At 68.5% G+C, this 12,926-nt stretch carries 14 protein-coding genes; 7 read left to right on the top strand and 7 right to left on the bottom strand.

The genetic code is table 11. From position 1 onward, the window contains the following. Nucleotides 1–208: 208 nt before the first annotated feature. The 3 genes from PU704_RS17765 to PU704_RS17775 form a co-directional block, all read right to left on the bottom strand. A complete protein-coding gene (locus PU704_RS17765; protein ID WP_277552202.1) occupies nucleotides 209–442 on the bottom strand; it encodes a PLDc N-terminal domain-containing protein in 234 nt (77 codons plus the stop codon). Nucleotides 443–453: 11 nt separating this feature from the next. Next, nucleotides 454–864, bottom strand: coding sequence for a hypothetical protein (locus PU704_RS17770; protein ID WP_277552203.1), 411 nt, complete (start codon nucleotides 862–864; stop codon nucleotides 454–456). A 321-nt stretch (nucleotides 865–1,185) separates the two neighbouring features. After that, a complete protein-coding gene (locus PU704_RS17775; RefSeq protein WP_277552204.1) occupies nucleotides 1,186–1,371 on the bottom strand; it encodes a hypothetical protein in 186 nt (61 codons plus the stop codon). 193 nt (nucleotides 1,372–1,564) lie between these two features. On the opposite strand from PU704_RS17775, the gene PU704_RS17780 reads away from it, so the two are divergent. After that, entirely contained in the window at nucleotides 1,565–2,584 is a 1,020-nt protein-coding gene (locus PU704_RS17780; RefSeq protein WP_277552205.1) for a hypothetical protein, read from the top strand. Between the two features lie 95 nt (nucleotides 2,585–2,679). On the opposite strand, the gene PU704_RS17785 is transcribed toward PU704_RS17780, so the two are convergent. Continuing rightward, the gene (locus PU704_RS17785) at nucleotides 2,680–3,435 is read right to left on the bottom strand and encodes an ABC transporter ATP-binding protein (RefSeq protein WP_277552206.1); all 756 of its coding nucleotides are present in this window, start codon (nucleotides 3,433–3,435) and stop codon (nucleotides 2,680–2,682) included. Between the two features lie 2 nt (nucleotides 3,436–3,437). Further along, nucleotides 3,438–4,532: an ABC transporter permease gene (locus PU704_RS17790; protein WP_277552207.1), complete on the bottom strand. Its 1,095-nt coding sequence runs from the start codon at nucleotides 4,530–4,532 to the stop codon at nucleotides 3,438–3,440. A gap of 243 nt (nucleotides 4,533–4,775) precedes the next feature. Here PU704_RS17790 and PU704_RS17795 point away from each other — a divergent pair, with 243 nt between their 5' ends. Then, a complete protein-coding gene (locus PU704_RS17795) occupies nucleotides 4,776–6,077 on the top strand; it encodes a sensor histidine kinase (protein WP_277552208.1) in 1,302 nt (433 codons plus the stop codon). Further along, a complete protein-coding gene (locus PU704_RS17800; RefSeq protein WP_277552209.1) occupies nucleotides 6,074–6,706 on the top strand; it encodes a response regulator in 633 nt (210 codons plus the stop codon). The genes PU704_RS17795 and PU704_RS17800 overlap by 4 nt, the downstream gene beginning before the upstream one ends. Before the next feature lie 164 nt (nucleotides 6,707–6,870). Here PU704_RS17800 and PU704_RS17805 read toward each other — a convergent pair whose 3' ends face one another. Then, complete coding sequence (locus PU704_RS17805) at nucleotides 6,871–7,896, bottom strand: YeiH family protein (protein ID WP_338130242.1); 1,026 nt, start codon at nucleotides 7,894–7,896, stop codon at nucleotides 6,871–6,873. A gap of 102 nt (nucleotides 7,897–7,998) precedes the next feature. On the opposite strand from PU704_RS17805, the gene PU704_RS17810 reads away from it, so the two are divergent. Further along, a complete protein-coding gene (locus PU704_RS17810; RefSeq protein ID WP_277552210.1) occupies nucleotides 7,999–8,922 on the top strand; it encodes a LysR family transcriptional regulator in 924 nt (307 codons plus the stop codon). Here PU704_RS17810 and PU704_RS17815 read toward each other — a convergent pair. Further along, nucleotides 8,919–9,813 (bottom strand): IS5 family transposase gene (locus PU704_RS17815; RefSeq protein WP_277552211.1). Its coding sequence is split into 2 segments (ribosomal slippage): nucleotides 8,919–9,455 and nucleotides 9,457–9,813, totalling 894 coding nucleotides; the frame shifts between segments, so codons are not numbered across the junction. The genes PU704_RS17810 and PU704_RS17815 overlap by 4 nt on opposite strands. Before the next feature lie 148 nt (nucleotides 9,814–9,961). On the opposite strand from PU704_RS17815, the gene PU704_RS17820 reads away from it, so the two are divergent. The 3 genes from PU704_RS17820 (at nucleotide 9,962) to PU704_RS17830 (ending at nucleotide 12,781) form a co-directional block, all read left to right on the top strand. Further along, entirely contained in the window at nucleotides 9,962–11,155 is a 1,194-nt protein-coding gene (locus PU704_RS17820) for an alcohol dehydrogenase catalytic domain-containing protein (RefSeq protein ID WP_026821179.1), read from the top strand. Nucleotides 11,156–11,448: 293 nt separating this feature from the next. Further along, nucleotides 11,449–11,805: a recombinase family protein gene (locus PU704_RS17825; RefSeq protein ID WP_081416879.1), complete on the top strand. Its 357-nt coding sequence runs from the start codon at nucleotides 11,449–11,451 to the stop codon at nucleotides 11,803–11,805. 143 nt (nucleotides 11,806–11,948) lie between these two features. After that, nucleotides 11,949–12,781, top strand: a protein-coding gene (locus PU704_RS17830) for an IS5 family transposase (RefSeq protein ID WP_417466369.1) whose coding sequence is annotated in 2 segments (ribosomal slippage) — nucleotides 11,949–12,299 and nucleotides 12,302–12,781 — 831 coding nt in all. Because the reading frame shifts where the segments join, the coding sequence is not laid out codon by codon here. The last annotated feature ends 145 nt before the right edge of the window (nucleotides 12,782–12,926 follow it).

Consider the following 12,926-nt stretch of genomic DNA (forward strand, 5'->3'; position numbering starts at 1 on the left):
GAAGTAGACCCCGGAGTTTCGCCATACCCTCCATCTGAGCCCTGGGGGAGGAACCCCTACTGCAATGTTGTTCTCGTGGGCTGTGTCCGGCAGCCGGGCCATATGTAAAGTGCAGGCCTTGGACGGGCGAGGGAATGGATGACGGAGGCTGGCTGGCTCCAGCCGTTCCGCCCTTTCTGGTCTCCGCGGACTGGACCTCTTGTGCCCTTTATCGGACGGGCCCGTTGTGGGGCTCGAGCGCGTGGCGTCGACCGAGGGTCAGCCACAGGATCGGCCCCAGTAACGGGGCGGCCAGCAGCACGAGTAGCCACAGCAGGCGCTGGGTCCCGGTGTAGTGCTCATCGCGGGAAAGGGAAAGCAGCGCGACGACGAACAGCACGATCACCGCGGCGCCGGCCAGCATCGCGAGGACTTCCCAGCTGGTGGGGATCAGCGGGTTCATTCCCGCCCCGCTCAGCCCCCGGAGACCTGCAGTTGCGGGGTGAGCCGGGTCCATCCCTGCGGTGCGTCCTCTTCGGGCAGCCCGTCGGGGTCGTAGTCGGCTTGGATGCCGATCAGGCCACCGGTGCCCACCCGGCCACCGGAGCCGCACCCGGCGACCCAGGTCTCCGGGGCGTTGGGGTCGAAGCTGAGTAGGCAGTCGCCCTGGCTCGGTGAAGACACGGCGAGGAACTGGTACCCGTCGTGGGTGGCCAGCAACCGGGAGCTGTCCGGATCGAAGTCGTACTGCCCGGCGGGCACCTGGGCCGGCAGCAGATCGGCCTCGCTCTGCTCACCGTCATAGACGCCGGGCCCGGCATCGGCGCACCCGGCCAGGCTCAGCGCAGCGGTCGTGAGGAGCATGGTCACCAGTGACCGGCGCATGACGATCCTCGCTCTCGATCGGGGCCCACGATGCTGTCTGCCCTTCCACTGTAGGGGCCGAGGACCCTGGCGGCGCGGAGCATCGACACGGCCCCGAGCGGTCCGCCTTGGCCCTCAGATGATCTGCTTCCGCGCCCATGGATGCCTCAGCTAGGGTCGCCCCACGGGATGGCCGACCTGTCGGTAAGGAGCACTCACGGGTCTCGTCTGAGAGGGCGGGAGAAGGGCAGGAAGTAGACCCCGGAGTCTCGCCATCCCTCCAACGGAGCCCGCGGTGAAACTTCATCAGCGCGGTGATGCTGTGCCCCGGGCCGGTGTCGGTCAGGTGCGTGGGCGGTCCCTGTTGCTGCGGGGTCGGCCGGGGGTGAGCATCCCGGACTCGTTCACCAGCAGCACACCTGCTGCCGCAGGCAGAAAGAGCAGGGCGGGCACCCATTCGGTGACGACGAACAGGCCCAGCGCGAGGAGGAGAACGACGATCGCTGCGACCCGGACTTTGGTGTGCATGACATCACTTCCGTTGAGTCCGTGAAGCCTAGCATCGGCCTCCAGCACGGCTTCCTGCCCGATTCAGCGGGCAGATGCTTCGTGAGTGGAACCGCTACGTGACACCCCGGGATCGCCAGCCTCCCAAGGGCGCCAAACCAGAGAATCGGGCACCAAGCGGAGAATGAGGGTCATGTCGGAAATGTTCAGGTGGGTGCCTGACCTCGAGCGGGGTGAGTGGCTGCGCCCAATGGAAGCCGAGCCGCTGGGCAGTGTCCTGTCGGTGGTACCGCGAGGCTTCCAGGCTTACGCGCGCCTGTTCCATCCGGTCGAGCGCGACCGGCCACGGGCGACAAGGACCTGGCAGGGCCTCGATGAGGCCACCTACTTCGCCGGTGTCCGTGACATCGAGGCCGCACTCGAGACGCAGCGTGCCACCTGGGCCCAGGCCGCGGCATCGTTCGGCACGACCATGCACGCCCAGGCCCAATATGCACGTCTCGTCCGGGCCGACTACGGCCAGGTCGACGGCGTGATCGCCGCTGACGGCTGGCGCTACGGCGACACATCCGAGGGCCGCCTCGACACCGCCTCGCTGGCGGCGGCCGCAGCGGTGCTGACCCGGCACACCAGCACCCCGGAGGCTGGGATCGCCGCGATCTGGGAAGGCTGGGGCGGGCTGGTCAGCTCGGCCGGAGCCGCCCGTCTCGTGCTCGTGCCCAGCGCCGAGTGGCCAGCCCCAGACATCGACGAGGACACGGGGACCGTCACCGCACGGTCGCTGCGCCAACGGCTGGCTGCGGCCCTGCGGCAGGGGCTCACCGGGGCGCAGGCGGTGCTGCAGGTTCGTCCCCGGGGTGCCCACCACGACCCCGCACCCGGCACCGGAGTGCTCACACCGGAAATCGCCGCCGGGCCGCGGTTCGCACTGCACGGGGGCACCGGGCGGAGCTACGTCTTGTTCGAGGCCGGGGCCGCCGACTTCGCCGACCCCACATGGCCGGCCCGTGCGCCCTGGGTCGATGAACCCTTGTGGGCGCCCTCCCCCAGCATCCTGTGGCCGGACGACCACGCCTGGGTGCTGGCCACCGAGATCGACTTCGACTCCACTCTCGTGGCCGGCACCACGGCACTGGTGCGCGAGCTCGTGCGAACCCCGGGTCTGGAGGTACTGCCCCTGCGCACCGACGCGGACCTCACCTGGGACGGCGACGCGCTCAACCGCCCCCAGTAACGTCGTCGCCTCAGACGCCGCCCGAACATCAACCCCTAACGCAACCTAGGGGGGATTGCCGCATGAACAGGTGACCTGTTCGTGCGGCAGTCCCGTCAGCTCAGTCGGCCGTCGCGCATGGTCACGGCTCGGTCAGCCAGCGGGACGAACTCGGTGTCGTGGGTGACTACCACGGTGGCCGTGTCGAAGCGCCGAGTCACCTCCACGAGCAGCTCCATGATCTGTTGGGACCGGTTGTGGTCCAGTGCCGCGGTGGGTTCGTCCACGAGCATCACCTGGGGTCGGTTCATCAGTGCTCGGGCGATGTTGACTCGTTGGCGCTGGCCCCCGGAGAGCTGGTGCGGGCGGCGGTCGGCGGAGCCGGACATGCCGACGAGTTCGAGCAGATCGCCTGCTTCGGCCGCGGCGGTCTTCAGTTCTGCTCCGCGGGCACCGCGCAGGTGAGCGGTGAGCACGAGCTGTTCTCGTGCGGTGAGGGAGGGCAGCAGGTTGGGTTGCTGGAAGATCATCCCGATCTCGGATCGGCGCAATCGGGCCAGTTCCTTCTCGGGCAGGTGCGTGAGATCGCGGTCGGCCAGGCCCACCCTCCCTGTGCTCGGCCGGATCAGGGTTGCTGCTACGGCCAGCAGTGAGGACTTGCCGGATCCGGACGGTCCCACCAGAGCAGTGATGGTTCCGGTCTCGGCCGAGAAGTCCACGGTGTCCAGGGCGCGGACTGTGCGGGGGCTGCCGTCCTCGTGGGTGCCGTCGGCGTATTCCAGGGTGACGTGCTCCAGCCGCAGCGCAGCGATTGCAGGAGCAGCGGACCGAAGGGCGGGCGTGGCGGGGTCGGTGACGTGGGCGGATTTCATGGTCAGTTGCCTCCGAGGGCGAGCAGGGGATCGATGGATGAGACGCGGCGGACGGCGAGGAGGGAGCCTGCGACTCCGAGGGCGAACACGCCTGCGGCGGGCAGCAGGGCCGTGGTCGGTGACAGGGTGAATGGGACGGCGGTGCGGGCTATGGCGCCGATGCCGGCACCGGCCACTCCCCCGGCGAGGACGCCGGTCAAAAGCACTACAGCGGCTTGGCCCAGAGAGTCGCGCACGAGGTAGGCCCGGGACGCGCCCAGGGCGCGCAGCACGGCGATGTCGCGGGTGCGCTGGATGGTCCACACGGTCAGGAAGGACACCACGACCAGGGCGGAGATCCCGTAGAGGAATCCCTGCATCATCAGCAGGGACCCTCGCTCGGACTGGTAAGCGGGCAGGGCGGCGAAGGCGCCGCGGGTGTCGGTGGTCACGGTTCCTGTCTCGGTGCCGGCGTTGGCAGCAGGGGTGTCCGCGGTCAGGGCCAGTGTGGTGGCTTCGACGTCCTGGTCGAGGTGGGCGATGTCGGGGTAGTCGGCCATGGCGGCCCACACGACGGGGATGTGGCTGTAGTACTCGTCCTGCGTGATCCCTGTGACGGTCAGCGCGGTCGTGGACAGCTCGACGGTGTCTCCCACGGCCGCACCGAGGTTCTCGGCCACGGTCTGGCTGAGGACTGCTTCCCCGGGTCCTGGATGCGTCGCCCCGTCGAGGGTCCGAAGGTCGGGGGCCAGGACGGTGCCGGTCTCGAGCCCGACCACGGCCACGCTGGTCGCACCGGTGTTGGGGCCGGCTTGGGCCCGTGTCTGGGTCACCCCGATCCGCTCCACGTCGGTGTCGCCGACCGCGCCCTGCCAAATCCGGAGCTGGTCGCCGGTGATTTGGGACTCGGTGAAGGTGGGTTGGCCGGAGCCGTCGGCCGGAGCGCTGAAGACGAACTGTTCGGCGTCCAGGCGTTCCAGGGCAGAGGTGTTCTGGTGGCCCAACCCGTTGGTCAAGCCAGTGAGCAGGACCAGCAGGAGGGTGATCAGGGCCACCACAGCGCCGATGAGGGCGAACCGCCCTCGGGCAAAGGTGATGTCGCGGATGGACAGGTACATGGGGAAGCTCCTGTGGCTGCTGATAGTGGAGGCATGGCGTGCTTCCCAGCATCGCGAGAACGGGCCCGCGCGGGATCGCCCCGCCGGCCGATGTGCGGGCACTGATCCATGGATCGGGGGATCAACCGTCTGGTGGACCCGCACGAACCGTCCGCTCCGTAGCATGGCCACAGACCGCATCGATCACTTCCTGGCCATCGGGCGGTTCCACGGCCGGACGGTGGCCCAGGACGAGGGAGACAAGTGCACGAGGACACCTCGACCCCCGCTGTCCTGGGCGCCCTGCGGATCACCCTGCACGTGAGTTTCGCGGCGCTGCTGCTGCTGGGGATCGGGCGGGCCGTACTCCAGGCGCACGCCTCCGGAACAGGGGTCCGGCCACTGGTTCTGCTCCTGGGTCTGGCGATGTTGCTGGCGGCGGTCTATCTGGTGGGGACGGTCGCGGAGAACAGGGCCGCCCGGCGCCAGGCGGGGTGGGACCCGCGGCCCCTGGCTCTCCCCTGGCTCATCGTGGTCACGGTGCTGTGGGGCACGCTGACGCTGCTGAGCCCGGACTTTTCCTGGGTGGTGTTCCCGCTCTTCTTCGTCTACCTCGTCCTTTTGCCTCGCGTCGTGGCTCTGGGGTGCATCGTGGTGCTGACGGCCGTGGTGATCGTGGCACAGTTGCTGCACACCGGACCCGACGGATTCCGCGCAGCCATGGTTGTGGGCCCCGTCGTGGGGGCGGTTTTCGCCGTCGTCGTCGGCCACGGATACCGCAGGCTGTACCGCGACGCCCAGCACCACCGGCGGGTCATCCGTGCCCTGGAGGCCGCCCGGACGGAACTGGCTCACCGAGAACGCGAGGCCGGGCGCTCAGCAGAGCGCGAGAGGCTGTCCCGGGAGATCCACGACACCCTTGCCCAGGGCCTGTCCTCCATCGTGCTGATGTCCCGGGCCGCCCGGCAGTCCCTCGATCACGCCGACCCCGCCCGGGCTGTGGAGCGGATCGCCATCATCGAGGCCACCGCGGTGGAAAACCTCGCGGAGGCGCGACGCTTCGTGCGCGATTTGAGCTCTCCGGCACTGGACTCGAGTCTCCTCACCGCGCTGCGGGAGGCGTGCGCGCACACCGAGCAGCAGGTCCGAGCCTCCGGCGCCGATCTGGCCTGCAGGTTCCGCTGCGAAGGCGAGATCCCCGACCTGCCGTCCGAGTACCAGTCCGTGCTGCTACGCACTGCCCAATCGTCCCTGGCCAATGTGGCCGTCCACTCCCGGGCCCGGACCGCGGTGGTCACCTTGGCCGGGTGGGACGACGCCGTCTCGCTGGACGTCTTCGACGACGGGATCGGGTTCGTGCCGGACGCGGCAGACCGGGACAACGACGAGGAGCACTACGGGCTGACCAAGCTGCAGCACCGGGTGCGCGAGGTGGGCGGGACCTTCACCTTGGAATCCGAGCCCGGCAACGGGACCGTCATCAGCATCCGCCTGCCCTCGACGCGCCCGACCGTCGCACCGACCCACCGTGGCGCCGAGAACGCTTCCGTCGAGGAGAACCGATGAACGCCGAAGACATCCGCGTGCTGCTGGTGGACGACCACCCCGTGGTCCGCGCAGGACTGCGTGCCGTCCTGGAAGGGTTCAACAACATCACCGTCACCGCCGAAGCCGCCGACGGACAGGAAGCCCTCGAGATCCTTGCGGATCCGGCAGTGTCCGCGGATGTAGTGGTCATGGATCTGCAGATGGGCTCCGGCATGGACGGCATCGAAGCGACCCGCCGCATCAAGGCGCTCAACGGTCCCCCGGTGCTGGTCCTGACCACCTACGACACCCAAGCGGACATCGTGGCCGCACTCGAAGCCGGCGCCACCGGCTACCTGCTGAAAGACGCCCCGCCAGAGAGCATCAGCCAAGCCGTCCAGGACGCCGCCGCTGGGCGACCGGTCCTCTCCCCCACGGTCACTGCGCAACTGCTGAAACGTGTCACCGCCCCTGCCACGGCCCTGAGCGTCCGCGAGATCGAGATCCTCCAGCACCTGGCCACCGGAGCCACCAATCGGCAGCTGGCCAAAGCCCTGTTCATCTCCGAGGCCACGGTCAAGACCCACCTGATCCACATCTACGACAAACTCGGCGTGGACAACCGCACCGCCGCCATCGACCGAGCCCGGACCAACCGCATCCTCTGACCTGCCTGTCCCTCGCAGAAGCAGCAAGCCACACTCCCGTGTGGTGGCCTACTGCGCAGGTGTCGCATGGGAGCCGATAGGTGCGGCGACATGGCCACGCATGAACACTCGCCCAGCGAGCATGAGTGGCCACACCGGGAGCAGAGTTTCCTTTACCGGTCTCGTTATCCGACCCACAGCACGCCGAGCAGAGCGAGCCCGGCGACCCAGACGGTGGCCGCTGCCGCGAGAAGGAACGCTCGGGCGCCCACCCTGGTGAGCAGTGACACGCGGATACCGGTGCCCAGGGCGAACATGGCGGCGGTCAGCAAACCGGTTTGCGCTCCGTGGGCGGCGGTGAGCACAGGTTCTGACACCAGCCCGGTGGAACGCAGTCCCGCACAGGCCAGGAACCCGACGATGAACAGCGGAACCACCGCAGGGCGCCTGACAGCTGCGCCGGTAGCAGTGGAGTGGGTGCGCTGACGGGCGCTCAAGATGGTGATGACCGGGGCGAGCATCAGCACCCGCGCCAGTTTCACCGCGGTGGCGAGCGTCAGAGCGCTTCCACCGATGGCTCCCCCGGCGGCCACGACCTGAGCGACTTCGTGAATGGACCCACCGGCCCATAGCCCCGCCTGTGTCTCCTCCAACCCCATGGCCTGGGCCAGCAACGGCACCAGCGGGATCATCACGGTCCCGAAGATCACCACCAGCGCGATGGAGGTGAGGACCTCCTCCTCTTCTGCCTCCACGACCTCATCGGCGGCGGCGACCGCGGCGGCCCCGCAAATGGAGAAACCACAAGCGATCAGCAACCCCTGCGCCCGGGACAGCCCGAGCAGCCGGCCCAGGCATGCTGTACCCGCAACACCGAACCCCACCACGGCGACCACCACAGCCAGCATGCCCGGGCCCAGCCCCAGCAGATCACCGAGCACCAGCTGCAGCCCCAGCAAGGCGATGCCCACGCGCAGCAATTCCTTGGCGGTGAAGGACAGACCCGGAGTCAACCGGGCGGGCAGCGGAAGCAGGTTGGCGACCACGGCACCGAGCACGATGGCCAGCAGCAACGGGCTCACCGCCGGCAGCCACCTCCCGGCCCCCAGCGCCAGCGCGGTCGTCGCGGCGCAGAGGACCACTCCGGGAAGAAGTGCTGTCACCGTGGTGGAAGGAGACGATGTCCTGGGCATGCTCGGTGGGGCGCTCATGGTCTCAACCCTCCGGCAGGATCACCCGGTGCGATAGACGGCGTTTCAGCACGAGGGCATATCAAGGATGCATGGCCAGCACATTGGGCATATGGTGCGAGCATGACGCAGTGGCCGGATCCGACGGTGCTGGAGTTGCTGGTGGGCATCGACGACCATGGCAGTCTCAGCGCTGCCGGCCGACACGCAGGGCTGGCTCAACCCAATGCCAGCCGCGCCCTCCAGCTCTTCGAACGTCAGCTGGGGGTGGCCTTGGTACGGCGCAGCCCTGCCGGTTCCACTCTCACCCCGGAAGGCACCGTCATCGCGCACTGGGCGCGACGGGTGCTGGGCGAGACCCAGCGGCTGCTCGAGGCAGCGGAGGGTCTGCGCGCTCACCGGCAGGCAGAACTGGCCGTGGCCGCGAGCATGACGGTCGCCGAGCACCTGGTGCCCGAGTGGCTGAGCCGCTTCCACCGGGCCCACCCCCAGGTGCGGGTCCACCTTCAGGTGCACAACTCCGATCAGGTCTTCACCGACGTTGCCACCGGAACCTGCGACGTCGGGTTCGTGGAATCCCCCTTCGTTCCATCACCGCTGCACCACCTGGTGGTGGCCCGCGACGAGCTGGTGGTCGTCGTCCACCCCACCCACCGCTGGGCTCACCGGGGCAGCCCGTTGACGATCACCGAACTGGCCGGAACCGCCCTGCTGGTCCGCGAACCGGGCTCCGGGACCCGCACCACACTGGACCTGGCGCTGCACTCCTACGACCGCGCCGATCCGCTGCTGGAGATGGGCAGTGCCGCAGCGATCCGTACCAGCGTGCTGGCCGGAACCGGTCCCGCGGTGATGAGCACGCTGGCCGTGGCCGACCAGGTGAAAACCGGGGAACTGAGCGTCATCAAGGTTCCCGGCCTGGAACTGCACCGTGCGTTGCGAGCTGTCTGGACAGGCCCGCCGCGCTTGATGGGCCCAGCCGGAGATCTGGTTCAACTGGCACGGGACCACCACGCCCGGCCCAGTATCGCCACTTCTCGCCCCTAGGGCGTGTCTGACAATCGTTTGGACCACGCGAGCACCGCCTTCAGGATCACCGCGGCCCGGTAGACGATCGCGTACTTGTCATACCGGGTTGCCAGCCCGCGCCACTGCTTGAGTTGGGCGTACTGGCGCTCGATGACGTTGCGGCCCTTGTAGGCGGCCGCGTCGAGGCCCACGGGCCGCCCACTGTGGGAGCCCCGGCGTTTCCGGTGGCCCTGTTGGTCCGCCGGCTCGGGGATCACGGTCTTGATGCCACGAGTGCGCAGATGGGTGCGGATCGCCCGTGATGAGTACGCCTTGTCGCCCAGGACCGCGTCCGGGCGGGTGCGGGGCCGACCTGCCGGCCGGGTCACACGCAGCTGTTCCAGCAGCGGCAGCAGCATGGGCGAGTCTCCTGCTTGGCCAGGGGTGATCAGGCTGACCAGTGGCAGCCCTGCACCGTCGACGAGCTGATGGATCTTCGTGCTCGGCCCGCCGCGAGAACGTCCGATGCCGTGATCGGCCGGCTCTTCACGCGGATTCTTGTAGTTCGATCCATCCCCCTGTGTGGCGGGTGGTGTTCGTGGCGTGCTGATGTGCCCGGGCGATCGTGGAGTCCACCGCCACCGACCAGTCGATCAGGCCTTCCGCGTCCGCGGCGGCGGTCAGTGTTGCCAGCACCGTGTCCCAGGTGCCTTCTTCGGCCATGCGTCGATGCCAGGTCCACACGGTCTGCCACGGACCGAAGACCTTGGGCAGATCGCGCCAGGCGATCCCGCACCGGTACCGGTAGATGATGGCCTCGACCATCATCCGCGCATCCGAGAACGGCCTGCCCTGCCGGCCTGTGCGAGTAGGGAGCATCGGGGCGATCAGCTCCCACTGAGCATCAGAGAGGATGTGGAACCGGGACATGCCTTCCAAGGTGTCAGCCGGCCCCTGGACTCATTGTCAGACACGCCCTAGTGTTTCCGTACAGCCCGTGACCGGGACTCCCCCTCGGGTTCGCCCCTCCTCCCGCCCCGTCAGGGGCCTCGGTGGAGACAGAAAGGCAACAGTTTCCATGACCACCAAGAACCGCGCCGTGGCATTCCACGGCATCAAGGACGTGCGCGTCGACGAGCTGGACTTCCCCAAGCTGGAGATGCCCGACGGCTCCGCCGCCCCGCACGGCGTCATCCTCAAGATCGTCGCCACCAACATCTGCGGCAGCGACCTGCACATCTACCGCGGGTCCTTCCCCGTGCCCGAGGGCATGGTGCTGGGTCACGAGATGACCGGCCAGGTGCTGGAGGTCGGCAGCGACGTCCAGTTCCTGAAGGAGGGTGACCTCGTCTCCGTGCCGTTCAACGTGGCCTGCGGCCGCTGCCGCAACTGCCGCGCCGGCCGCACCGAGGTGTGTGAGACCGCCAACCCGGAGCAGGCGTGCGCCGCCTACGGCTTCAATCTGGGCGATTTCCAGGGCGGACAGGCCGAGTACCTGTTCGTGCCGTACGCCGACTTCCAGCTGCTGCGCTTCCCGGACCAGGAGCAGGCTATGGAGAAGATCCTGGATCTGGCCGTGCTCTCGGACATCCTCCCCACGGCGTTCCACGGTCTCATGGCGGCCGGCGCCAAGCCCGGCTCCACCGTCTACATCGCCGGTGCCGGCCCCGTGGGCCGGTGTGCCGCGGCTGCCGCTCGGCTGCTGGGCGCCTCGTGCATCATTGTGGGCGACCAGGACGCCTCGCGGCTGGAGCTGGTACGCAAGCACGGCTGCGAGACTATCGACCTCTCCGCCACGGAGAACCTGCAGGACGCCGTGAACGACATCCTCGGCGAGCCGATGGTGGACTGCGCGGTGGACTACGTCGGCTCCGAGGCCCACGGCCTGGGCTCCGCGGCCGATGAGATGCAGCCGATCGCCGCCGTGAACCAGGTCCTGGACATCACCCGTCCAGGCGGAGCCACGGGCATCATCGGCATCTACGGGCCGGACCCGATCGCGGAGACGAAGGCCGAGCAGGAGGGCACCTTCCCGGTGGACTTCGGCAAGGCCTGGATCAAGTCGCCCCACATCATCGGCGGCCAGGCGCCCATCATGCGCTACAACCGCCAGCTGATGATGTCGATCCTGTGGGACCGGATGCCGTACCTGACGGAGATGGTCAACCCGCGCGTGATCAGCCTGGACGAGGCACCCCAGGCCTACGCGGAGTTCGACCAGGGCTCCGTGGAGAAGTTCGTCATCGACCCCCACGGGATGATCGCCCGCTGAGCGACGCCGCCTGTTTCGTCAGGCTCAGTCTGGGTGGTTCTCCACCGCACCGCGCACTCCGCCAAAGTGGGGTGCGCGGTGCCGCATGGGTGCCCGGTCCGCTCTGGCGGCGTCGTCACGATGCCCAACAATGGCGCGATGCCCAGGATGCACCGGGCCGAGATGGGCATGCCGTTGCCGATAACGGTGTGACATCCCCGCCGTCTCGACCGTAGAGGATCAGTGCGACCGGCCATCCTGCGTGATGGGGAGGACACCCTCGTCGTCATGCGTCTGGACCGGTTGGCCGGTCCCTGCCGGATGCGTTGCGCACCGTGCAGGCCCTGGCTGATCGGGGGATCGGCTTGCAGGCGTTGGACGTGGACCTGGACACCTCCACGGCCTCGGGACGGCTGATGCTGAACATGCTGTTGATGCTGGCCGAGTGGGAACGGGATCTGCTGCGTGAGCGCACCTTCGAGGGCGTGGCCCGGGCCCGTGCGGCCGGACGGCGTCCGGGGCCGAAGCCGAAGTTGGATGAGGAGAAGACCGCCGCGGTCCGGGCCGCGGTGGCCGGAGGGCAGCCCGTGGCCGCTGTGACACGCTCGTTCGGAGTCTCCCGGCCCACGATCTACAAGGCACTTGACACCACCAAGGCCGGCCAGCCCTGAACGGCCCGCGCCCTGTGGATGTCCGCGGTTCGGGCCGGTTCTTCCCCGCAGGGTGAGACCCGTCGCGATGTCCTTCTTTACACCTGGTCTCAAAACCTGGTCGGTCATTGCTCGCCCTCGTTCGGAGGGCTGACCATGCCTGCATGGCCACGAGGAAGCATCAGTGGATGGTCGATGACCGGCTGTGGGAGCTGATCGCTCCGCTGATCCCGGAACCGCCACCGCCCCGGGGTCCCGGTGGGCGACCGCGGATCGACGACCGCGCAGCCCTGGAGGGGATCCTCTTCGTGCTGCACACCGGTTGCCGATGGCGGGACCTGCCTGTGGAACTGGGCTGCGGGTCCGGGCACACCGCTTGGCGCCGGCTGCGCCACTGGCAGGAAGCCGGGGTGTGGGAGCATCTCCACCGAGCCGTGCTCGAGGAGCTCTCCGAGGAGGAGATCCTCGACTGGTCCCGGGCCAGCATCGACTCGGTGTCCGTACGGGCCCAAAGGGGGGCGAGCTGACCGGCCCGAACCCCACTGACCGCGGGAAAGCAGGCACGAAGTACCACTTGCTCACCGACCGCAACGGCCTGCCGCTGCACGTGCTTGTCTCGGCGGCCAACACCCATGACAGTCGTCTCTTCGAACCACTCCTGGAGACCAACCCCGGGGTGCGCCCCCGACGAGGACGCCCGGGGCGACCACGGCGCCGTCCGGAGAAGCTGCACGCGGACAAGGGCTACGACTATCCCCGCTGCCGCCGCTACCTCCACCGCCGTGGCATCAAGGTCCGCATCGCCCGGCGCGGCATCGAGGACAAGAACCACCTCGGTCGGCACCGCTGGGTGGTGGAGCGCACCATTTCCTGGGTCCTGCGCTTCAAGCGCCTCGGCATCCGCTACGACCGCACCGAGGCGACCCTGCTCCCATTGCTGTTGCTTGCGGTTACCCTCATCAACCTCCGCCGTCTGAACCCGGCAACCGAGTTATGAGACCAGGTGTTAAGGGCCGCGACAGTGAGTGAGCCGCCTGTTCTCTCGTTCTAGTGTGGGCGCCCCCGCCCTTGTCTTGATCGATATAGGGGGCGGGGGCATTTCACTTCCGCCCGGGCCGCGCGCGGCCACCCGGTAGCCCCCA

The organism is Kocuria oceani (genome assembly GCF_029524215.1).
Taxonomy (GTDB): domain Bacteria; phylum Actinomycetota; class Actinomycetes; order Actinomycetales; family Micrococcaceae; genus Kocuria; species Kocuria oceani.

Excerpts from the sequence above, each read along its gene's own strand:
- PU704_RS17765 (WP_277552202.1), bottom strand. The coding sequence starts at position 442 with ATGAACCCGCTGATCCCCACCAGCTGGGAAGTCCTCGCGATGCTGGCC.
- PU704_RS17770 (WP_277552203.1), bottom strand. The coding sequence starts at position 864 with ATGCGCCGGTCACTGGTGACCATGCTCCTCACGACCGCTGCGCTGAGC.
- PU704_RS17775 (WP_277552204.1), bottom strand. The coding sequence starts at position 1,371 with ATGCACACCAAAGTCCGGGTCGCAGCGATCGTCGTTCTCCTCCTCGCG.
- PU704_RS17785 (WP_277552206.1), bottom strand. The coding sequence starts at position 3,435 with ATGAAATCCGCCCACGTCACCGACCCCGCCACGCCCGCCCTTCGGTCC.
- PU704_RS17790 (WP_277552207.1), bottom strand. The coding sequence starts at position 4,532 with ATGTACCTGTCCATCCGCGACATCACCTTTGCCCGAGGGCGGTTCGCC.
- PU704_RS17800 (WP_277552209.1), top strand. The coding sequence starts at position 6,074 with ATGAACGCCGAAGACATCCGCGTGCTGCTGGTGGACGACCACCCCGTG.
- PU704_RS17805 (WP_338130242.1), bottom strand. The coding sequence starts at position 7,896 with ATGAGCGCCCCACCGAGCATGCCCAGGACATCGTCTCCTTCCACCACG.
- PU704_RS17810 (WP_277552210.1), top strand. The coding sequence starts at position 7,999 with ATGACGCAGTGGCCGGATCCGACGGTGCTGGAGTTGCTGGTGGGCATC.
- PU704_RS17820 (WP_026821179.1), top strand. The coding sequence starts at position 9,962 with ATGACCACCAAGAACCGCGCCGTGGCATTCCACGGCATCAAGGACGTG.